The organism is Mesorhizobium loti R88b (assembly GCF_013170845.1).
Taxonomy (GTDB): Bacteria; Pseudomonadota; Alphaproteobacteria; order Rhizobiales; family Rhizobiaceae; genus Mesorhizobium; species Mesorhizobium loti_B.
This window is the reverse complement of record NZ_CP033367.1, coordinates 1,370,203-1,389,595: the sequence shown is the minus strand read 5'-3', so window position 1 is coordinate 1,389,595 and position 19,393 is coordinate 1,370,203. Positions and strand designations below refer to the sequence as shown.

17 protein-coding genes are annotated in these 19,393 nt (G+C 63.0%); 9 read left to right on the top strand and 8 right to left on the bottom strand.

What is annotated here, in order from left to right; all coding sequences use genetic code 11:
• Positions 1-35: 35 nt before the first annotated feature.
• The 3 genes from EB235_RS06725 to leuS all read right to left on the bottom strand — a co-directional run bounded on the left by EB235_RS06725 (position 36) and on the right by leuS (position 6,030).
• Positions 36-2,579, bottom strand: coding sequence for a DNA translocase FtsK (locus tag EB235_RS06725; RefSeq protein WP_027031730.1), 2,544 nt, complete (start codon positions 2,577-2,579; stop codon positions 36-38).
• 255 nt (positions 2,580-2,834) lie between these two features.
• Entirely contained in the window at positions 2,835-3,419 is a 585-nt protein-coding gene (gene lptE / locus EB235_RS06720) for an LPS assembly lipoprotein LptE (protein WP_027031731.1), read from the bottom strand.
• Entirely contained in the window at positions 3,406-6,030 is a 2,625-nt protein-coding gene (leuS, locus tag EB235_RS06715) for a leucine--tRNA ligase (RefSeq protein WP_027031732.1), read from the bottom strand. Before leuS ends, lptE begins: the two co-directional genes overlap by 14 nt.
• A gap of 155 nt (positions 6,031-6,185) precedes the next feature.
• Here leuS and EB235_RS06710 point away from each other — a divergent pair, with 155 nt between their 5' ends.
• The 4 genes from EB235_RS06710 (at position 6,186) to EB235_RS06695 (ending at position 8,839) form a co-directional block, all read left to right on the top strand.
• A complete protein-coding gene (locus EB235_RS06710) occupies positions 6,186-6,848 on the top strand; it encodes a YggS family pyridoxal phosphate-dependent enzyme (RefSeq protein ID WP_027031733.1) in 663 nt (220 codons plus the stop codon).
• Positions 6,849-6,901: 53 nt separating this feature from the next.
• Entirely contained in the window at positions 6,902-7,153 is a 252-nt protein-coding gene (locus EB235_RS06705) for a type II toxin-antitoxin system Phd/YefM family antitoxin (RefSeq protein ID WP_027031734.1), read from the top strand.
• A gap of 147 nt (positions 7,154-7,300) precedes the next feature.
• On the top strand, positions 7,301-8,350 hold the full coding sequence (locus EB235_RS06700; RefSeq protein ID WP_027031735.1) for an aldo/keto reductase: 1,050 nt from the start codon (positions 7,301-7,303) through the stop codon (positions 8,348-8,350).
• A 156-nt stretch (positions 8,351-8,506) separates the two neighbouring features.
• Complete coding sequence (locus EB235_RS06695; RefSeq protein WP_027031736.1) at positions 8,507-8,839, top strand: hypothetical protein; 333 nt, start codon at positions 8,507-8,509, stop codon at positions 8,837-8,839.
• Positions 8,840-8,847: 8 nt separating this feature from the next.
• Here the strand turns inward: EB235_RS06695 and EB235_RS06690 are convergent, their stop codons facing one another.
• The gene (locus EB235_RS06690; protein WP_080680857.1) at positions 8,848-9,573 is read right to left on the bottom strand and encodes a neutral zinc metallopeptidase; all 726 of its coding nucleotides are present in this window, start codon (positions 9,571-9,573) and stop codon (positions 8,848-8,850) included.
• A gap of 160 nt (positions 9,574-9,733) precedes the next feature.
• Positions 9,734-10,639: a LysR family transcriptional regulator gene (locus EB235_RS06685; protein WP_027031737.1), complete on the bottom strand. Its 906-nt coding sequence runs from the start codon at positions 10,637-10,639 to the stop codon at positions 9,734-9,736.
• Between the two features lie 126 nt (positions 10,640-10,765).
• On the opposite strand from EB235_RS06685, the gene EB235_RS06680 reads away from it, so the two are divergent.
• Both EB235_RS06680 and EB235_RS06675 read left to right on the top strand, forming a co-directional pair.
• The gene (locus EB235_RS06680) at positions 10,766-11,947 is read left to right on the top strand and encodes an MFS transporter (RefSeq protein ID WP_027031738.1); all 1,182 of its coding nucleotides are present in this window, start codon (positions 10,766-10,768) and stop codon (positions 11,945-11,947) included.
• Between the two features lie 61 nt (positions 11,948-12,008).
• Positions 12,009-13,043, top strand: a complete 1,035-nt coding sequence (locus EB235_RS06675; protein WP_027031739.1) for an aldo/keto reductase — start codon at positions 12,009-12,011, stop codon at positions 13,041-13,043.
• A 51-nt stretch (positions 13,044-13,094) separates the two neighbouring features.
• Here EB235_RS06675 and EB235_RS06670 read toward each other — a convergent pair whose 3' ends face one another.
• Positions 13,095-13,487, bottom strand: coding sequence for a DoxX family protein (locus EB235_RS06670; protein ID WP_032925637.1), 393 nt, complete (start codon positions 13,485-13,487; stop codon positions 13,095-13,097).
• A gap of 125 nt (positions 13,488-13,612) precedes the next feature.
• On the bottom strand, positions 13,613-13,885 hold the full coding sequence (locus tag EB235_RS06665) for an usg protein (protein ID WP_027031741.1): 273 nt from the start codon (positions 13,883-13,885) through the stop codon (positions 13,613-13,615).
• A gap of 303 nt (positions 13,886-14,188) precedes the next feature.
• On the opposite strand from EB235_RS06665, the gene acs reads away from it, so the two are divergent.
• The 3 genes from acs (at position 14,189) to EB235_RS06650 (ending at position 17,874) form a co-directional block, all read left to right on the top strand.
• On the top strand, positions 14,189-16,144 hold the full coding sequence (acs, locus tag EB235_RS06660; RefSeq protein ID WP_027031742.1) for an acetate--CoA ligase: 1,956 nt from the start codon (positions 14,189-14,191) through the stop codon (positions 16,142-16,144).
• Between the two features lie 8 nt (positions 16,145-16,152).
• Positions 16,153-16,893 carry an MOSC domain-containing protein gene (locus EB235_RS06655; protein WP_027031743.1) on the top strand — a complete coding sequence of 247 codons (741 nt, stop codon included), beginning with the start codon at positions 16,153-16,155 and terminating at the stop codon, positions 16,891-16,893.
• 162 nt (positions 16,894-17,055) lie between these two features.
• A complete protein-coding gene (locus tag EB235_RS06650; RefSeq protein WP_027031744.1) occupies positions 17,056-17,874 on the top strand; it encodes a sugar phosphate isomerase/epimerase family protein in 819 nt (272 codons plus the stop codon).
• 17 nt (positions 17,875-17,891) lie between these two features.
• Here EB235_RS06650 and EB235_RS06645 read toward each other — a convergent pair whose 3' ends face one another.
• Positions 17,892-19,154, bottom strand: coding sequence for an SAM-dependent methyltransferase (locus tag EB235_RS06645; RefSeq protein ID WP_027031745.1), 1,263 nt, complete (start codon positions 19,152-19,154; stop codon positions 17,892-17,894).
• Positions 19,155-19,393 lie beyond the last annotated feature (239 nt).

The window sequence follows — 19,393 nt, the reverse complement described above, 5'->3', positions numbered from 1 at the left end:
TTTTTATGCAGTGCGGATGACAGAGAGCCTGTCCGTCAATCCGCGCCGTCATCGTCAGGCAGGGCTGCCTGTGGGCGCCGGCCCATGATGATCTCGCGCTTGCCGACATGGTTGGGCGCGCCGACCAGACCTTCCTTTTCCATGCGTTCCACCAGGGAAGCCGCTCGGTTGTAGCCGATGCCGAGGCGGCGCTGGATGTAGGACGTCGAGCACTTCTTGTCGCGAACCACCACCTTGACCGCCTCGTCATAAGTGGAATCATTGTCTTCGGCCGCCACCGATCCCTTGTCGAAGACCGCGCCCTGATCGTCGTCGACCTCCTCTTCATCCTCGTCGGCAGTCACGGTCTCCAGATATTCCGGGCGGCCCTGCGCCTTCAGATGCGCCACGACATGCTCGACCTCCGCGTCGGAGACAAAGGGGCCGTGCACCCGCGAAATGCGCCCGCCACCCATCATGTGCAGCATGTCGCCCTGACCGAGCAGCTGTTCGGCACCCTGCTCGCCCAGGATCGTGCGGCTGTCGATCTTGGAGGTCACCTGGAAGGAAATCCGGGTCGGGAAGTTGGCCTTGATCGTGCCGGTGATGACATCGACGGAGGGGCGTTGCGTTGCCATGATGAGATGGATACCGGCGGCGCGCGCCATCTGCGCCAGGCGCTGGATGGCGCCTTCGATCTCCTTGCCGGCGACCATCATCAGGTCGGCCATCTCGTCGACGATGACGACGATGTAGGGCATTGGCGCCAGATCGATTTCCTGTTGCTCGAACAATGGCTCGCCGGTGCCTTTTTCGAAGCCGGCCTGCACCGTCATGACGACCGTCTCGCCCTTGTCGCGGGCGGCGGCGGCGCGCTCATTGTAGCCGTCGATGTTGCGCACACCGAGCCGCGCCATCTTGCGGTAACGGTCCTCCATCTCGCGCACCGCCCATTTGAGCGCGGTGACCGCCTTCTTGGGATCCGTGACGACGGGGGTCAGAAGATGCGGGATACCGTCATAGACGGAAAGTTCGAGCATCTTGGGATCGACCATGATCAGCCGGCATTCTTCCGGCTTCAACCGGTAGAGCAGCGACAGGATCATCGTGTTGATGGCAACCGACTTGCCGGAGCCGGTGGTGCCGGCAACGAGCAGATGCGGCATCTTCGCCAGTTCGGCAATGACCGGTTCGCCGCCGATCGTCTTGCCGAGGCAAAGCGCCAGCTTGCAGCTGGTGTTGCGGAAACCCTGCGATTCGATCAGCTCGCGGAAATAAACGGTTTCGCGGGTTTCGTTGGGCAGCTCGATGCCGATGACGTTGCGGCCGGGTACGACAGCGACGCGTGCAGAAACCGCCGACATGGAGCGGGCGATATCGTCTGCGAGACCGATGACGCGTGACGATTTGACGCCCGGCGCCGGCTCGAACTCATAAAGCGTGACGACCGGGCCGGGGCGAACATGGATGATTTCGCCGCGCACGCCGAAATCTTCGAGCACGCTTTCCAGAAGATCGGCATTCTGCTCGAGCCGCTCCTGCGACATATAGAAGCCTTGTCCTTCCGGCGGCTGCTGCAGCAGCTCTTCCGAGGGAAGTTCATACGCCTCGCCAGTCGTGGCCGGCACGATCTTGCCGACCTTGGGCAGCGGCGAAGATGTGCGCAGGGCCGGAGCCTGCGCGTTCCCCTCCACGGCCTGCGCCACAACAGCGTTGCTGGCAACGGCCGGAATTGCGACCGCCGCCCGGGCTCGGCGCGGCACGCTGCTCGCCGCCGGCTGACCCACGGCTTCGTTTGAGTTCGCCGGACGAACGTCCGGCTGGGCGGGCGGAGCTTGCAGGCCCGGACGGCACTCGATGACACGGAACAGCGCGGTGGGATCGGCCGTGGGCGCGGCGCGGACGTCGACCCGCGGGGCGACATCAGGCGCGGCTGCACGGGCAATCGGAACCGCGCGCGGCGCCGGTGACGGAGCTTCGATCATGTAGGGCGCCATGACTTCGAAAAAGACGTGGTCCGACAGATAGGGCCAGCGCACGGTTTCGCGGCCGGGTGCCTTGACCGGCGCTGCCATTGTCTGGGTAGTCTCTACCGATGCACGCGCCGTCACAGCTGTCCTCGGACCCGCCAGCGGCCGCGCCTTTTCACCGGTATTCCCGGCTGGACCGGATGGCACGGCAGGCTGCCTTTCATGGTTCGGGGCTTTGTTGCCGGGTCGGGCAGCATCCAAAGCAGGATTCCGGCTGCTCGCCGGCGCTGGCGAGGCGGCGTGCGACGCCACTGCAGATTTTGCGATCGTTTGCGGCGCCGGCGGCTCGTTTTCCCCGACCGCAATCTGGTCGCGCCGAGGATGATGCGTGCTGGCTTCGTAATCTGGCGTGCGCGTGAACCGCACATTGGGCGCCAGGAAGAAATAGTCCTGCCAGGCCGGGCTTTCATTGCCGCCGAGATCGACGGGTGGTGGCGAATTGGCGGCCTTGGCTACGCCGGCACGCTGGCCATCCGCCTTGCCGCCAGTGCCGTCATAACGCTTTCCATCGGGGTCATCGGGCGAAGCTGGCTTCAACAAATTGACCCGAGGAAAACGCTTGGATTCCATTCTCAAGACTCACTCTGAAACGTCTGCTGAGCAATAGGGAGCGAGTGGTTAACAGTTGCTTCCCGTCAGCACGTTGGAGCGAACGAAATCTGCCTTTCGCAGCGATGGCGCACGAGCCGGATTCGAGCCGTTGATCGTCATCCCACGATCATCCGTTCATCGACAAGCACAGGGCCAAAAAGAAAAAATCTCGGCCAGCGCAAAGCGGGCCGAGCACCAGGATCAAGATGGCGTTACCGTGAAACGTGAGCTGCTTTAGCCAGCCGTCTTGCCGTGCCGGACCAGATCCTGGGCGATGGACAGCTGCAGGGCCTCGGCCAGTTCGCGCGCGGCGCGGTTCTCGGCATCGATCTGCGCCCGATACGAGGCAAATTCCTGCCGCGGCCTGTCGAAGGAAGAGCTGATCGCGCGCTTGCCGACCGTGACGACGGCGCCGGTTTTCGCATCGGTCAGCGTATAGCTGGCGGTCAACGTCACTGAACCTGCGGTCGGCTCGTCTTCATCGGTCTGGATTTGCACGAGGGCCGAGGATTCAACGGCTTCGGTCACGGTGAGATCAAGCGAATAGAGCGGCGAAGCCGGTTCGCCGGCGCCGCGCCCTAAGCCGAAGATCAGATTGTTGCGCACCTGCTGGGCATAGCGCGTCTTGACCGGCTTGATGGCGATCGACGCCAGTTCGGAATTGGCTGTAGCGTTCGAGCCGGGCGACAGCGGCGCGTTGGAATAGAGCGGCCGCACCGTGCAGGCCGAAACCAGCGCCAGCGAGCCGACGAGCCCGGCAACCGCGATGCGGCGCAGCAACTGGCTCCGCTCTGTCTTTTCCCGATCAGGCAACGACATTGACGATCCTCTGCGGCACGATGATCACCTTGCGCGGAGCCTTACCTTCAAGTGCTTTCTGCACGAAGTCGAGAGCCAATACCGCTTTTTCGACCGCACCTTGGTCCGCGTCGCGGGCAATTGTCAAATCCCCTCGCTTCTTGCCGTTGACCTGCACCGGATAGGTCACTTCATTGTCGACGACCAGCGCCGGATCGAAGACCGGCCATGGCCGTTCGGCGACCAGATCGGTGCCGCCGAGCGCTTCCCAGCACTCTTCGGCCAGATGCGGCATGACAGGTGCGACCAGATGCACCAGGATCTCCACCGCCTGCCGGCAGGCGCCCTGCAGTGCCGAATCGGCCTTGCCCTCCGCCACTTCGTTGAGCGGCGCGGTCAGCACATTGGTCAGTTCGTATATACGTGCAATGGCGCGGTTGAAGCCGAGTTTCTCGATGTCCTCGCCGACCGCCTTCAGGATCTTGTGAGTGGCCTTGGAGACCGCGCCCGCCTCACCAGCGTCGGCTGCGGCGGGCTTGACGCCTGCCAGTGCCTCGGCCGCTGTCGACGCCAGCCGCCAGATGCGCTGCATGAAGCGATGCGCGCCGGCAGCACCATCGTCGGTCCATTCGACATCGCGCTCGGGCGGCGAATCCGACAGCATGAACCAGCGCGCCGTGTCCGCGCCGTAGCCGTCGGTAATGTCTTCCGGGCTCACCGTGTTCTTCTTGGACTTCGACATCTTTTCGAGCGGCCCGATCGTCACGTCTTCGCCCGTGGCGATGTCGAAGGCGCGGCGTTCACCGTCGACGCCTTCCAGCCGCACCTCGGTGGGTGCCAGCCAGCGACCATTCGATGCCGATCCGACACGATAGGTTTCGTGCACCACCATGCCTTGCGTGAACAGGCCCTTGAACGGCTCGGCCAGGTCGACATGGCCGGTCTCGCGCATGGCACGGGTGAAGAAGCGCGAATAGAGCAGGTGCAGGATCGCATGCTCGATGCCGCCAATATACTGGTCGACCGGCAGCCACTCATTGGCCGCCTTGGGATCGGTCGGCTCATGCGCATGAGGCGCGGTGAAGCGGGCGAAATACCAGGACGAATCGACGAACGTATCCATCGTATCGGTCTCGCGGCGCGCATCCCTGCCGCATTGCGGGCACTGCACATGTCGCCAGGTCGGATGACGGTCGAGCGGGTTGCCCGGCCGGTCGAAATCGACATCGTCGGGCAGCTTGACTGGCAGGTCGGCCTTCGGCACCGGCACCACGCCGCAATGCTCGCAATGGATCATCGGGATCGGGCAGCCCCAGTAGCGCTGGCGCGAAATGCCCCAGTCGCGCAGGCGGAAATTCACCTTGCGCTCGGCCATCGGCCGGTTGCCGATCGTCTTTTGCTCCAGCAGTTTTGCGACTTCGTCGAACGCCTGGCTCGGCTTCATGCCATCGAGGAAACGCGAGTTGATCATCGCGCCATCGTCGCCATACGCCACGTCGATGATCTGGAAGGTCGCCTGATTCTCGCCCTCCGGCATCACCACCGGCACCACCGTCAGGCCGTATTTGTTGGCGAAGTCGAGATCGCGCTGGTCATGCGCCGGGCAACCGAAGATAGCGCCGGTGCCGTATTCCATCAAAACGAAATTGGCGACATAGACAGGCAGCGTCCACGAGTCATCGAACGGATGGACGACACGGATGCCGGTGTCGAAACCCTTCTTCTCGGCCGTCTCCAGTGCTGCCACCGAAGTGCCCATATGGCGGACTTCCTCGATGAACTTGGCCAGCGCCGGATTGGTCTCCGCCGCCTTTTTGGCCAGCGGATGGTCGGCGGCGATCGCCATGAAGGAGGCGCCGAAAATGGTATCGGGTCGCGTCGTGTAGACTTCCAGCTCATGTTCGACGGCAATGTCCGAGGCCAGGGGCCAGCGGATCAGCAAACCTTCGGAACGGCCGATCCAGTTCTGCTGCATCAGCTTCACTTTTTCGGGCCACTCGTCGAGGCCGTCGAGCGAATCCAGCAGGTCCTGGGCAAAGTCGGTGATCTTGAAAAACCACTGCGTCAGTTCGCGCTGTTCGACCAGCGCGCCCGAGCGCCAGCCGCGCCCGTCGATGACCTGCTCGTTGGCGAGCACGGTCATGTCCTCCGGGTCCCAATTGACCTTGGAGGATTTGCGCGTCACCAGCCCCTTCTCGACGAAATCGAGGAACAGCATCTGCTGGCGGTGGTAGTAGTCGACGTCGCAGGTGGCGAATTCGCGCGCCCAGTCCAGCGACAGGCCCATCACCTTGAGCTGCTCGCGCATTGTGGCGATGTTCTGGTAGGTCCATTCCTTGGGGTGGACCTTGTTCTGCATCGCCGCGTTTTCGGCCGGCATGCCGAAGGCGTCCCAGCCCATCGGATGCAGCACGTTGAACCCCTTGGCCCGCTTGTAGCGCGCCACCACGTCGCCCATCGTATAGTTGCGGGTGTGGCCGATATGGATCTTCCCCGACGGATAGGGGAACATTTCCAAGACGTAGTATTTCGGCTTCGGATCGTCATTGTGCGCTTCGAACAGCTTCTTCTCGGCCCAGGCCTTCTGCCATTTGGGCTCTGACGCGCGCGGATTGTATCGTTCGGTTGCCATGGGACGTTTTTCACTTAAAAGCAGGCGCGAACCGCGGGCGACAGCTCGGCAGTTCAGGGAATGTGGTCCGGGTGTTCACCATGGTTTGGCAAACCCGTCAACCATATGGGCATCGCGGCGACTAAAAACGCGGGTCAAAACAGCGGGATTTGCATATGGGTGACACCGTTCAGCAGTTTTTCGCGGTCATGGCGAAGATCGCCGCCGCCGAGCAGGAAGCCCGCCGCGAGGCCGGCGCGGTGGCGCTGGTGGCGGTTTCCAAGACCTTTGACGCCACCGAGATCCAGCCGGTCATCGAGGCCGGCCAGCGCGTCTTCGGCGAAAACCGCGTGCAGGAGGCGCAAGGCAAATGGCCTGATCTGAAGCAGGCTTTTCCCGACATCGAGTTGCATCTGATTGGCCCTTTGCAGTCCAATAAAGCCAAGGAAGCGGTGGCATTGTTCGATGTCATCGAGACCGTCGATCGCGAGAAGATCGCCGCCGAACTCGCCAAGGAGATTGCCCGGCAAGGCCGCGCCCCAAAACTCTACGTCCAGGTCAACACCGGCTCAGAACCGCAGAAGGCGGGGATCGAGCCGCGCGAGGCGGTCGCTTTCGTTGCCCGGTGCCGCGATGTCCACGGCCTCGCCATCGAAGGCCTGATGTGCATCCCCCCGGCGGACGAAAACCCCGGCCCGCATTTTGCTCTGCTGGAAAAGCTTGGGCGCGAGGCTGGAGTCGAAAAGCTCTCGATGGGCATGTCCGGCGACTATGAGACGGCAATCGCCTTCGGCGCCACCAGCGTCCGGGTCGGCTCGGCGATCTTTGGCAGCCGGTAGGCTCTCTGTAGCGTCTGGTATATGCTTGCCAAGCTATTCAGCGAGCACTCCTCATGAACTGGGATATTCAGAGCGCAAAGAACAATCTCTCGAAGCTGTTGACGCAGTTGCGAGAAAAAGGGGCGGGAACCATCGTGCGCGGAAAGCCAGCTGCCGTCGTGCTGGCTGTTGAGGACTATGAACCGCTGGTCGGTGCAAAACCCTCGCTTGCGGACTATCTTCTTTCCGGTCCCGAGTGGGATGACGACTTCGCCGAGGAGGTCAATCGCCGCTCAAACACGATGATCCGAGGCATCGATCTCTGAATTCTGACACTGCCATCGTAAATGCAGGGGTAGTGACGGTCGACCGAGGATGGTCCAGGCTGAAAGGTTCATTGCACCACCACTGGAAACGAAACGTACCGTTCCTATATGTTTTGTGCCATCACAAATTTTTCTGGAGCCTTCGCCATGCGTTACAACCAGCTTGGAAATACGGGGATGTTCGTCTCCGAACTGTGCCTCGGCACCATGACCTTCGGCGCCGCCGGGCAGAATGCCCAATGGGGCCTGATCGCCAGCCTCGACCAGAAGGGCGTCAACGAGATCGTCGGCCGCTCGATCGCCGCCGGCGTCAATTTCTTCGATACGGCGGACGTTTACTCGTTTGGTGAATCTGAAAAACTGCTCGGCCAGTCGCTCCGGGATCTCGGCGTTGCCAGGTCCAGCGTGGTCATCGCCACCAAGGTCCATGGCGCCATGGGCGATGGCCCGAACCAGCGCGGCTCCTCGCGCGGCCACATCATGGATTCGGTCGATGCCAGCCTCGAACGGCTGCAGCTCGACCATATCGACCTCTATCAGCTGCACGGCACCGACACGGTGACACCGATCGACGAGACGCTGCGGGCGCTCGACGATCTTGTCGCCAGCGGCAAGGTCCGTTACGTCGGCGTCTCCAACTGGGCGGCGTGGCGCGTCGCCAAGGCGCTCGGTATCGCCGACCGCAAGGGCTTTGCCCGCTTCGAGACCATCCAGTCCTATTATTCGATCGCCGGCCGCGATCTCGAGCGCGAGATCGTGCCGCTCATCAACGAGGAGAAACTCGGCCTGATGGTGTGGTCGCCAATGGCCGGCGGCTTGCTCTCCGGCAAATACGGTCCCGGCGCGCCCGGCAATGGCGAGGGCCGCCGCGCGTCATTCAACTTTCCGCCGGTCAACGAGGATCGCGCCTGGGCGGCTGTCGCCGTCATGCGCGAGATCGCCAAGAAGCATGATGTTAGCGTTGCCACCGTGGCGCTCGGTTATGTCCTGGCCAAGCCTTTCGTGATGAGCGTGATTATCGGCGCCAGCCGCATGGATCAACTCGAACAGAACCTTGCCGCGACCCAACTGAAGCTCGACACCGAGGATCTCGTCCGTCTCGACGAGGTGAGCGCACTGCCGGCCGAATATCCCGGCTGGATGCTTGAGCGTCAAAGTGCCGGCCGGCGCCCGGCGCCGTTCACGCCGAAGGCCTGATCCGTCCCAACGCGACGCGATTTTCGGACAGCCGCGCGTCCCTCCGGGCGCGCGGCTTTTTGCGCTTCATCAGGGCCGCAAGGTCGCCTTGTACCGGACACGGTTTCGTGGCTAGCATCGTCATCATCCGAGCAGCATACCGGGATGTCAGGGGCGATGATGGCACCATCCGCCGAGGATTTTCGAGACAGGATCGTCGCGATCATTGCTGATCGCCAAGCCGCGGCTTCCGCCAGCCCTTACGATTGGAAAGTCTGCGTCGGTGCGGTTAGTGCCGCGCAAGGCGAATTCGAAAAGGTCGCCGTCGCTGGTACGGCGCATGACTACGGAGCCGCCGTCATTGCGCGCTTGGAGCGGCTGCGAGACGCATATTACGACCCGGATGGCGAATACACCTCCGGTCGGTCGGACATCGGCACCGTCGTTGAAAAGATCAGAACAGCATTGAAGTCCATCGGCCAATATGGTGCCCGACAGGGCGATGGATAGGCCCGGCATCAAAGCGGATTGTCTGAGGTGTTGCAGTCCGCGATCGCTTTTCCGGCAAGGCCCCGATCATACCAGCGGATCCTCTGTTCTGAGGTTCCGTACCGCGTTGCCGTCGAATCTTTGGAGGCATTGGCGGCCTGATCGTCTCCGAGAGATCGAAGCAGTTGCCTGGCCTCCGTCAGATCGGTGTCTTCAAGCAACCCCTTGTCCCAGACATAGCGGCTCCACAGGCCGGCAAAACAATCGGCCTGGAGCTCAACCTGTTCCGATCGGATGATGGCGGCTTCGAGGTCACCGTCGGTGACATCAGCGTGCGGAACGGCCGAGATGGTCTGCACATGATGCCCAACCTCTCGGGCCACCATCAACGCCTTGGCGAAATCGCCGGTCAAGCCGATCTGTTGAAGCTCGGGGAACGCCGGATCGATATAAATCTTGTGGTCTGCCGCACAGTACAATGTCCCTGAAACAGGACCGCATGCGGTAGCGATGAGGCCGGTGAACAGCACCAGCTTGGGCTCCTCATAGGTCGATCCATCCGCTTTGAAGGTAGCGCCCCAGAAATCCTCGGTTTCCGCCAGCACCACGGAAAGGAGCTGTTTTACGTCATCCTGTTGAGCGCTTGCAGCAGGCACGGCTGCTTTCGAGACCGCGGCCGCCTCGGAGATCGTTGGGGCATGTAACCCTATCGCGATGGCAACCAGCGAAGCCACGACAAAGGACAAGCGGACCAATTCACGCCTCCTGAATCGTCAACGCTCGAGGTGCCTGGGTGCGAGGCGCCTGCTATGACGGATGGGATTTCATATCCTGCCCCCGCCGGGTTGTCGAACCGACCTTGGGCTGGATGGCGCGTTGGTCGCTCCGCATGCCGGAGGCGCGGTCCGTGCTTCGTCAGAGCCGCACGGTCTCGGCCAGGAAATCGAGAAAGGCGCGCACCCGCGCCGGCAGATGCCGGCCCTGCCCGACATAGACGGCGTGGGTGGCCTCCTCGTCGCCCGGGTTGAAATCCTCCAGCAGCGGCACCAGCCGCCCGGCGGCGATATCGGCCGCAACGTGCCAGCGCGCCAGCCGGGAAATACCGGCTCCGGCCAGCGTCATCAGCCGCATTGCCTCACCGTCACTGACCAGCGTGTTGCCGATGATCGGCACCATGAGGGGGTTGCCAGCCGCGTCGACAAACGACCAGCCGTCGACATGCCGCACGAAGCCGAAGCCCAGGCGGTTGTGGCTGTCGAGAGCGGCCGGTCTCAGCGGTGTGCCACGCGTCTTGAGATAAGACGGAGCCGCAACGACCACGATAGGGCTCTGACCGAGCTTGCGCGCCACGAGCCGTGATTCGCCGAGCGGCCCGGCCCGGATGGCGACATCGGCGCGTTCCGCCATCAGGTCTATGATGCTGTCGGTCAGCACCAGTTCGATCGAAATCTCGGGGTAGCGTTCGAGGAAGCGCGGCAAAAGCGGGATCAGCCGGTGCACCCCGAACGGCACATAGGTGTTGACGCGCAGCCGCCCGCGCGGTGCTGCGCCCGCAGCCGCCTCGCGCTCGGCCGCCGCCATGTCGGCCAGGATGCGCAGCCCGCTGTCATAGAAAGCCGACCCTTCCGGCGTCAGCTGCAGCTTGCGCGTCGAGCGGTTGACCAGCCGCGCGCCGAGCCGCGCCTCCAGTCGCGCGATCAGCTTACTGACCGCCGACGGCGTCATGCGCAACGCACGCGCCGCAGCCGAGAAGCTGCCCGCTTCGACGACGCGGACAAACACTTCGATCTCGCCGGAACGATTGACGTCGGATCTGGCCATCTGTGAATCTATTTCACAGAAAATGTGCCCAGCGCAAGTCTGGTTCACAGCGCACGACGACACGATCTCTGGGGTCGGGGCGCGGGTTTGGACAAGGCGCTCTTCGTCGCCGAAGTGGAAACCGCCATGCCTCTTGCTCTCTACGCCCTCGCCGCCGGTGCCTTCGGCATCGGTGTCACCGAATTCGTCATCATGGGTCTGCTGCTCGATGTCAGCAAGGATCTCGGTGTCTCGATCTCGGCCGCCGGCCAGCTCATTTCGGGCTATGCGCTGGGCGTCGTCATCGGCGCGCCGCTGCTCACCATCGCCACCGGCAACTGGCCGCGCAAGACGGTGCTTCTGGCGCTGATGGCGATTTTCACCGTTGGCAATCTCGCCTGTGCGCTGGCGCCTGATTACTGGACGCTGATGGGCGCGCGCATCATCACCGCCTTCGCCCATGGCACCTTCTTCGGCGTAGGCTCGGTGGTCGCCACCGGCCTGGTCGCGCCCAACAAGAAGGCTTCGGCGATTGCGCTGATGTTCACCGGCCTGACCATCGCCAACATACTCGGCGTGCCCTTCGGCACCTGGCTCGGCCAGGCTTTCGGCTGGCGCGCCACCTTCTGGGCGGTGACAGCGGTCGGCCTTGCCGCCTTCGCCGTCATCCTTCTCCTGGTGCCGCGCAGCCAGGCAGCGCCCGAGAAGAGCGACCTGCGCGCCGATCTCGCCGTACTGCGCCGCACGCCGGTCCTGCTCGGCCTTGCCACCACCGTGCTCGGCTATGCCGGCGTCTTTGCCGTCTTCACCTACATCGCTCCCTTGCTGACCGAGATAAGCGGCTTCAAGGAAACGGCCGTGTCGCCGATCCTGCTCGTCTTCGGCGGCGGCCTCATCGCCGGCAATCTCGCCGGCGGCAAGATTGCCGACCGCTGGCTGGTGCCGGCGGTGCTCGGCAGCCTCGTGGTGCTGGCGCTGGTGCTGGCAACCATGAGCTTCGCCATCCACAGCCAAATCATGGCCGTCATCTATGTCGGCCTGCTCGGTGCCGCCGCCTTCGCCACCGTGGCGCCGCTGCAGATGTGGGTGCTGGAGAAGGCACAAGGGGCCGGCCAGAGCCTCGCCTCCTCGTTCAACATCGCCGCCTTCAATCTCGGCAACGCCGCCGGCGCCTGGCTTGGCGGCGCGGTCATCGCCCATGGCCTTGGCCTGAGTTCGCTCACCTGGGTCGCCGCCTTGCTGCCGGTCGCGGCACTCGGCGTGGCGGGACTGGCGCTACGCCTGGACCGTACCAACGCGCTCGGCGCGCCTGTCTCCGTCCGGTCCTGACGCCTTCCGCAAACCGGTTTGCTTTCGACACCCTCCCTTTCACACCACCAGGAGTAAGAAAATGGACTATCGACGTCTCGGTGCATCGGGCCTGAAAGTGCCCGCACTCTCCTTCGGCGCCGGTACCTTCGGCGGCTCGGGTCCGCTGTTCGGCGCCTGGGGCAACAGCGACGCCAAGGAAGCACGGCGGCTGATCGACATCTGCCTGGAGGCTGGCGTCAATCTGTTCGACACGGCCGATGTTTATTCGAACGGCGCGTCCGAAGAGGTGCTCGGCGAAGCCATCAAGGGCCGCCGCGACGCCGTGCTGATCTCGACCAAGACCTCGCTGCCGATGGGCGACGGGCCGGCCGACTACGGTTCTTCCCGCTCGCGGCTGATCAAATCCGTGGACGCCGCCCTGAAGCGCCTCGGCACCGATTACATCGACCTGTTGCAGCTGCACGCCTTCGACGCCGGCACGCCGATCGAGGAGGTGTTGTCGACGCTGGACGATCTCGTGCGCGCAGGCAAGCTGCGCTATGTCGGCGTCTCCAATTTTTCCGGCTGGCAGGTGATGAAGTCGCTGGCCGAAGCCGACAAGCACGGCTACCCGCGCTACGCTGCCCATCAGGTCTACTACTCGCTAGTTGGCCGCGACTACGAGTGGGAACTGATGCCGCTCGGCCTCGACCAGGGCGTTGGCGCGCTGGTGTGGAGCCCGCTCGGCTGGGGCCGGCTGACCGGCAAGATCCGCCGTGGCCAGCCGCTGCCGGACAAGAGCCGGCTGCATGACACGGCAGATTTCGGGCCGCCGGTCGCGGACGAGCATCTCTACCGGGTGATGGACGCGCTTGACGCAGTCGCCGAGGAAACCGGCAAGACCGTGCCGCAGATCGCCATCAACTGGCTGTTGCAGCGCCCGACTGTTTCTTCCGTGATCATCGGCGCCCGTAATGAGGAGCAGCTGCGGCAGAACCTCGGTGCGGTCGGCTGGTCGCTGACACCGGAGCAGGTGAAAAAGCTCGACGCGGCAAGCGAAGTCACCGCGCCCTACCCGTATTTCCCCTATCGCCGCCAGGAAGGCTTTGCCCGGCTGAGCCCGCCAGCGGTGTGACATCTCCTCGCCCGGGCCGCGTGACGCGCGACCCGGGCGCCCGGAAACAGCCTATCCCCAGATCGGCCAAAGTGCCGCCTGGCCGCTGCCGATCAGGGCGATAACGATCAGGCAGACGATCCATAACGCCGGATATTCCCAGCCACCGCCCGCATTGGTGAACCAGAACCCGTTCTTGCCGTGGACGAGCACGATCGTGCCCGCCATCAGGGGAATGAGCAGGATGGCCGCCAGCCGCGTGGCGACGCCGGAGATCAGGCCAAGCCCGCCAGCCGTTTCGGCGGCAATGGCGATCAAGCCGAAATAGCCGGGTACGCCGAGCGACTGGAAATAGTCGGTCGTGCCCTTTGGCGTGAAGACGAAGTATTTCAGATAGGCATGGGCAAGAAACAGGCCGCCGACGCTGACCCGAAGCAGCAGCGCGGCATAGTCGAAAGCGGTCATGTCCGTTCTCCCGATCGCGGACGCCGCTTTGGGCACTCTGCCTTGCCGCGCCGCCGGTTGAAGATAGCCGACAGCCGCCTTGCTGTCGCCGCGCGAGAATGGAAACAGACCGTCTGCGGCCGCGTTCAGTGCAGCACGAACTCGCCATCCACCTTGCGCCATTCATTCGGCGCGATCAGCTTCTGGTGCGTGTAGCTGACCGAGTGCAGCGGCCCGTCGAGCTTGGCCTTCCAGAATTCGATGAAACGGATCAGTACCGGAAACTTCGGCGCCAGGTCGTAATCCTGCCAGATGAAGCTCTGCAGCAGGTGCGGATGATCGGGAAAATGATAGAGAATCTTGGCCGTGGTCAGGCCATAGCCTTTGAGCATCAGGTCCATTTCGGAATGGTCGCGCATGGCGGTCCCCAGGTTGAGTCTCCTTTCCTCCCAACGTCAGATTGTGCGCGCCGTTGCTTAACTGTCTATTGATTTTTCCTGATCGAAACAGGCTTTTCGACGCGAAAACATACAGTTAGCAGCGAGCTAGGCCGAGTGCTGACAGCACTTGGCGATGCCCCTGCGGCATCCCGCCACGCAAACCCAACGTCTAATGTTGCCGTCACGGCGGAACTGGTAATAATGCCGCCGAATTCGCGGCTGCGTCGCCGTGATCCCGCCGGCGTTTCAAGCCGGCGTACAGGTTCGGGAGGAAAGTCAGGAATGTCCGAAGTTCATGTCCATCGCGTCCAGCCGGCGTGGAAGAAGAATGCGCTGATCGACAACGACACCTATCTCAAATGGTATGCCGACAGCATCAAGAATCCGGACAAGTTCTGGGGCAAGCACGGCAAGCGCATCGACTGGTTCAAGCCCTTCAGCAAGGTCAAGAACACCTCCTTCGACGGCAAGGTCTCGATCAAATGGTTCGAGGACGGGCTGACCAACGTTTCCTACAACTGCATCGACCGCCACCTGAAGAAGCGCGGCAACCAGACCGCCATCATCTGGGAAGGCGACAATCCCTACGACGACAAGAAAATCACCTACAACGAGCTTTACGAGCATGTCTGCCGGCTCGCCAATGTGATGAAGAAGCACGGCGTCAAGAAGGGTGACCGCGTCACCATCTACATGCCGATGATCCCGGAAGCGGCTTACGCGATGCTGGCCTGCACGCGCATCGGCGCTATCCATTCGATCGTCTTCGGCGGCTTTTCGCCAGATGCGCTGGCCGGCCGCATCGTCGACTGCGAATCGACCTTCGTCATCACATCGGATGAAGGCCTGCGCGGCGGCAAACCGATCCCGCTGAAGGAAAACACCGACAAGGCGATCGACATCGCCGCCAGGCAGCATGTGATGGTCAAGAACGTCATCGTCGTGCGCCGCACCGGCGGCAAGATCGGCTGGGCTCCTGGCCGCGACCTCTGGTACCACGACGAGGTCGCGACGGTTAAGCCTGAGTGCAAGCCCGAGAAGATGAAGGCCGAGGATCCGCTTTTCATCCTCTACACTTCGGGCTCGACCGGCAAGCCGAAGGGCGTGCTGCACACCACCGCCGGCTATCTCGTCTATGCCTCGATGACCCACCAATATGTCTTCGACTACCATGATGGCGATATCTACTGGTGCACCGCCGATGTCGGCTGGGTCACCGGCCACAGCTACATCGTCTATGGCCCGCTCGCCAACGGCGCCACCACGCTGATTTTCGAGGGCGTGCCCAACTATCCGTCGCAGTCGCGTTTCTGGGAAGTCATCGACAAGCACAAGGTCAACATCTTCTACACCGCGCCGACCGCACTGCGCGCGCTGATGGGCGCCGGCAACGATCCCGTGACGAAGACGTCACGCAAGTCGCTGCGCGTGCTGGGTTCGGTCGGCGAACCGATCAACCCAGAAGCCTGGGAGTGGTACTTCAACGTCGTCGGCAACGGCAAGGTGCCGATCGTCGACACCTGGTGGCAGACCGAGACCGGCGGCATCCTGATCACGCCGCTGCCGGGCGCCACCGACCTCAAGGCCGGCTCGGCGACGCGGCCCTTCTTTGGCGTCAAGCCGCAGCTGGTCGACGGCGAGGGCAAGGTGCTGGAAGGGGCCGCCGACGGCAATCTCTGCATCACCGATTCCTGGCCGGGCCAGATGCGCACCGTCTATGGCGATCACGATCGCTTCGTGCAGACCTATTTTTCGACCTACAAGGGCAAGTACTTCACCGGTGACGGCTGCCGGCGCGACGCCGACGGCTACTATTGGATCACCGGCCGCGTCGACGACGTCATCAACGTCTCCGGCCACCGCATGGGCACGGCGGAAGTCGAATCCGCACTCGTCAGCCATGACAAGGTCTCGGAGGCCGCCGTCGTCGGCTATCCCCACGACATCAAGGGCCAGGGCATCTACAGCTACGTCACCTTGATGAAGGGCGTGGAGCCGACCGAGGAGCTGCGCAAGGAACTCGTCGCCCATGTCCGCAAGGAGATCGGCGCCATCGCCTCGCCCGACAAGATCCAGTTCTCGCCCGGCCTGCCCAAGACGCGCTCGGGCAAGATCATGCGCCGCATCCTGCGCAAGATCGCCGAGGACGATTTTGCCGCCCTTGGCGACACCTCGACGCTTGCCGATCCGGCCGTCGTCGATGACCTCATCGCCAATCGGCAAAACAAGAAGGGCTGACCCGTTTGATGGCTGCAGTGGGGGCGGTTACCGAACTCTGGCGCTATCCAGCAAGTTCGCTTGCCGGAGAGCGTCAGGACGCCATCCTCGTCGGACACGCGGGCATCGAAGGCGATCGCCTGTTCGGCCTCGTCGATGTCTCGGACAATGAGATCGCGCGGCCGGATCGCGACGTGAAATGGCACAAGGTGCCGCGCATCCGCACCCGACTGGCCAACGACCGGGAATTGGAGATCGCCGTCCCCGATGGCGACTGGCTGAGCGCACCCGGCGCCGAATGCGACAGCGCCGTTTCGGCCTATCTCGGTTTTGCCGCCTCGATCCGGCCGTTCGGCCGGGATAATGCGCCGCCGACCTATGCCGGTCCGGTCACCGCGGCCCGCTATACCAAGGCGCCGATCCACCTCTTGACCACCGCATCGCTGGCACGCTTGAAGGCGCTGCACCCTGAAGGCGTCCCCGATCCGCGCCGCTTCCGGCCCAACATCGTCGTCGACATGGCGGCGGTCGAAGGTTCGTTTCCCGAGACCGAATGGATCGGCCGCAAGCTCGCCATTGGCGACCTGCTGGTGACCGTCTCCGAACCGTGCCGCCGCTGCGGCTTCACCATCATCAGCCAGGACGGCTTCGAACACGATCCCGGCATCCTGCGCAACCTGGTCCGCCACAACGCGCATAATCTCGGCGTTTACTGCACGGTGGACAGGCCGGCCAGCGTTGAGATCGGCGCGCCGATGCGGTTCGTCTAGATCTTACTTCTCAGACCAGGCTGCGTGGCGGCATGATCCCCGCGCACCTCGTTGCAAGCTTGGCGCAGCGTGTAATACGCATGACAGAAAACGGCGTCATACAGACCTGGTGCGATCTGTCTTGCTGCCCGACACCTTGAAATCTCACCAACCGGAGTCCCGATGACCTCCCTACCCATTCTTGGCGCCGCCATGACGCTGGCCGACGTCGAAACCCACCGTGGCTGGCTTCTCGAAAAGCAGCGCGACCTGGAACTGCAGAGCTTCGCCGACGCTGATGTCCTCAATGGCGACTGGGCACCGCTCGCCACCCGCGCCAACAAGCTTCTCGACGGACATGAAGGGCGGCTCGGCATTCACGGGCCTTTCTGGGGCTTCACCATTGCCTCGCAGGACCCCGATATTCGCGATGTCGTGAGCAAACGCCTGGTCCAGGGTATCGAGGTTTGCGCCGCCATCGGCGCAACGCATATGGTCGTTCACAGCCCTTACACGACCTGGTCCTATAACAATCTCGACAACAATCCCGGCGAGCGGGAGAAGATCATCGAGTATTGCCATCTGACGCTGCGCGATGCCGTCAGGCAGGCCGAGAACATCGGCTGCACAATGGTCCTGGAAAACATCGAGGACAAGGACCCGCACATCCGCGTGGCGTTGGCGGATAGTTTCAAGTCGCCTGCGGTCGCCGTGTCGATTGATACCGGCCATGCCTATTACGCCCATGGCTCGACCGGTGCTCCGCCGGTGGACTACTATGTGCATGCCGCCGGCAACCGCCTGCGTCACGTCCATTTGCAGGATGCCGACGGCTATGCCGATCGCCATTGGAGCCTGGGTGAAGGCACGCTGCCATGGCGCTCGGTCTTTGCCGCGCTTGCCAAGCTCGAAAGCAATCCGCGCCTCATCATCGAGATCAAGGACAAGTCGAAGATCCCCGCTTCGGCGGCCTATCTCGCTTCGCTCGGCATTGCAGAGTGAGGCACTAGCCTGCCTCGCTATCGATACAAATCCGCGCGCGTCGGCGGCAGGCCGCTTAGGCCCCGCGCGCGCTTGGTGGCAACGGTCTGGAAAATCTGCGCCGAGCCGCGGTCGAAGGTGATCGAGCAGCCGGTCAGGTAAAGCAGCCACAGCCGCGCCTTGGGTTCGCCGACCTCGGCGATGGCCTCGTCGAAACGCGCATGCAGGCGCTCCGCCCACAGCCTGCAGGTGCGGGCATAGTGTTCGCGCAGATTCTCGACGTCGGCGATGAGAAAGCCATGCGCCTCGAGATTGCCTGTTGTCATGCCGATCGTGTCGACCTCGCCGCCGGGGAAGATGTATTTGATCAGCGCCTTGTATTCCGCGCCCTTGCGCAGCGTCTTCCGCGTGCCGCCCTTGCCACGGCGGGTGATGGCGTGATGCAGATAGATGCCGCCCGGCTTCAGCAGCCGGTGGACGGTCGAGAAATAGGTGGCGTGGTTGGCGAGGCCAACGGCCTCGAACATGCCGATGGACGAGATCTTGTCATAGCTGCCGTCGAGCTCGGTGTAGGATTTGATGTCGATGGTGATCTTGTCCTCCAGCCCTTCGGCGCGGATGCGCTCGCGCGCCAGAAGGGTCTGCTCCTCCGACAGCGAGACGCCATGGCCGATGGCGCCATAGTGCTTGGCGGCATGGATCAGCATCGCGCCCCAGCCGCAGCCTATGTCGAGCAGCCGGTCGCCCGGCTTCAGCCTGAGCTTGCGGCAGATATGGTCGAGCTTGTCTTTCTGCGCCTGGTCGATGCCGTTGGCGAAATCGGTGAAATAGGCGCAGGTGTAGACCATGCGCTCATCGAGGAAGAGCCGGTAGAAGGCGTTCGAAATGTCGTAGTGATGTTCGATCGCCTGCTTGTTGGAACCGCTAACGAAGGGATTGCGGCCGGCAAGATCGGCCCGTTTCGTCATCTGTCGTCGCGAGAACAGCACGGCGGGCAGGTCGCGCAGGATCGCCAGCTTCGGCAATGCCTTCAACCGCAGCTTTCCCTTCGAAGGCAAGGCGTAGAGATCGAACAGCGATCCGTCCTCGACGTCGATCGTCTTGGAAATCCACATCTCGAGCAGCGTCGAGAAATTCGGCCGGCGGGCCAGCTGCCAGACGATGTCCTGATCGTTGATGGCAAGCACCGGACCGCCAGCGGGACCGATCCGCTCCCCGGTCCACAGCCTGACGGCAAAGCCCGGCTTCAGGGCCTCGATCACCGTTCGGACGATGCGCGCTGCTCTTTCGGTGGCGTCCATGCCCCTTCCCCCACGGCCCAAGGGTGCAATCTTGTCCGTTTGAGCCGTGGACCGCAAGCCGAAGCACGCGGATCTGGGAGGGCTCCTTTTCCGGGCGGGGTGCCTTTTTTTGCATGGCACTTGTCATTTGCTGCGACGCACCCCATCATGTCTGTGTGTTCAACAAATCGAAAGGAGGTGATCCGATGTCGAGTGATTTCGTTTTCCAGAACGTGGCCTCGCAGGATTGCACTTTCGGG

Excerpts from the sequence above, each read along its gene's own strand:
- EB235_RS06725 (WP_027031730.1), bottom strand. The coding sequence starts at position 2,579 with ATGGAATCCAAGCGTTTTCCTCGGGTCAATTTGTTGAAGCCAGCTTCG.
- lptE (WP_027031731.1), bottom strand. The coding sequence starts at position 3,419 with ATGTCGTTGCCTGATCGGGAAAAGACAGAGCGGAGCCAGTTGCTGCGC.
- leuS (WP_027031732.1), bottom strand. The coding sequence starts at position 6,030 with ATGGCAACCGAACGATACAATCCGCGCGCGTCAGAGCCCAAATGGCAG.
- EB235_RS06710 (WP_027031733.1), top strand. The coding sequence starts at position 6,186 with ATGGGTGACACCGTTCAGCAGTTTTTCGCGGTCATGGCGAAGATCGCC.
- EB235_RS06705 (WP_027031734.1), top strand. The coding sequence starts at position 6,902 with ATGAACTGGGATATTCAGAGCGCAAAGAACAATCTCTCGAAGCTGTTG.
- EB235_RS06700 (WP_027031735.1), top strand. The coding sequence starts at position 7,301 with ATGCGTTACAACCAGCTTGGAAATACGGGGATGTTCGTCTCCGAACTG.
- EB235_RS06695 (WP_027031736.1), top strand. The coding sequence starts at position 8,507 with ATGATGGCACCATCCGCCGAGGATTTTCGAGACAGGATCGTCGCGATC.
- EB235_RS06685 (WP_027031737.1), bottom strand. The coding sequence starts at position 10,639 with ATGGCCAGATCCGACGTCAATCGTTCCGGCGAGATCGAAGTGTTTGTC.
- EB235_RS06680 (WP_027031738.1), top strand. The coding sequence starts at position 10,766 with ATGCCTCTTGCTCTCTACGCCCTCGCCGCCGGTGCCTTCGGCATCGGT.
- EB235_RS06675 (WP_027031739.1), top strand. The coding sequence starts at position 12,009 with ATGGACTATCGACGTCTCGGTGCATCGGGCCTGAAAGTGCCCGCACTC.
- EB235_RS06670 (WP_032925637.1), bottom strand. The coding sequence starts at position 13,487 with ATGACCGCTTTCGACTATGCCGCGCTGCTGCTTCGGGTCAGCGTCGGC.
- EB235_RS06665 (WP_027031741.1), bottom strand. The coding sequence starts at position 13,885 with ATGCGCGACCATTCCGAAATGGACCTGATGCTCAAAGGCTATGGCCTG.
- acs (WP_027031742.1), top strand. The coding sequence starts at position 14,189 with ATGTCCGAAGTTCATGTCCATCGCGTCCAGCCGGCGTGGAAGAAGAAT.
- EB235_RS06655 (WP_027031743.1), top strand. The coding sequence starts at position 16,153 with ATGGCTGCAGTGGGGGCGGTTACCGAACTCTGGCGCTATCCAGCAAGT.
- EB235_RS06650 (WP_027031744.1), top strand. The coding sequence starts at position 17,056 with ATGACCTCCCTACCCATTCTTGGCGCCGCCATGACGCTGGCCGACGTC.
- EB235_RS06645 (WP_027031745.1), bottom strand. The coding sequence starts at position 19,154 with ATGGACGCCACCGAAAGAGCAGCGCGCATCGTCCGAACGGTGATCGAG.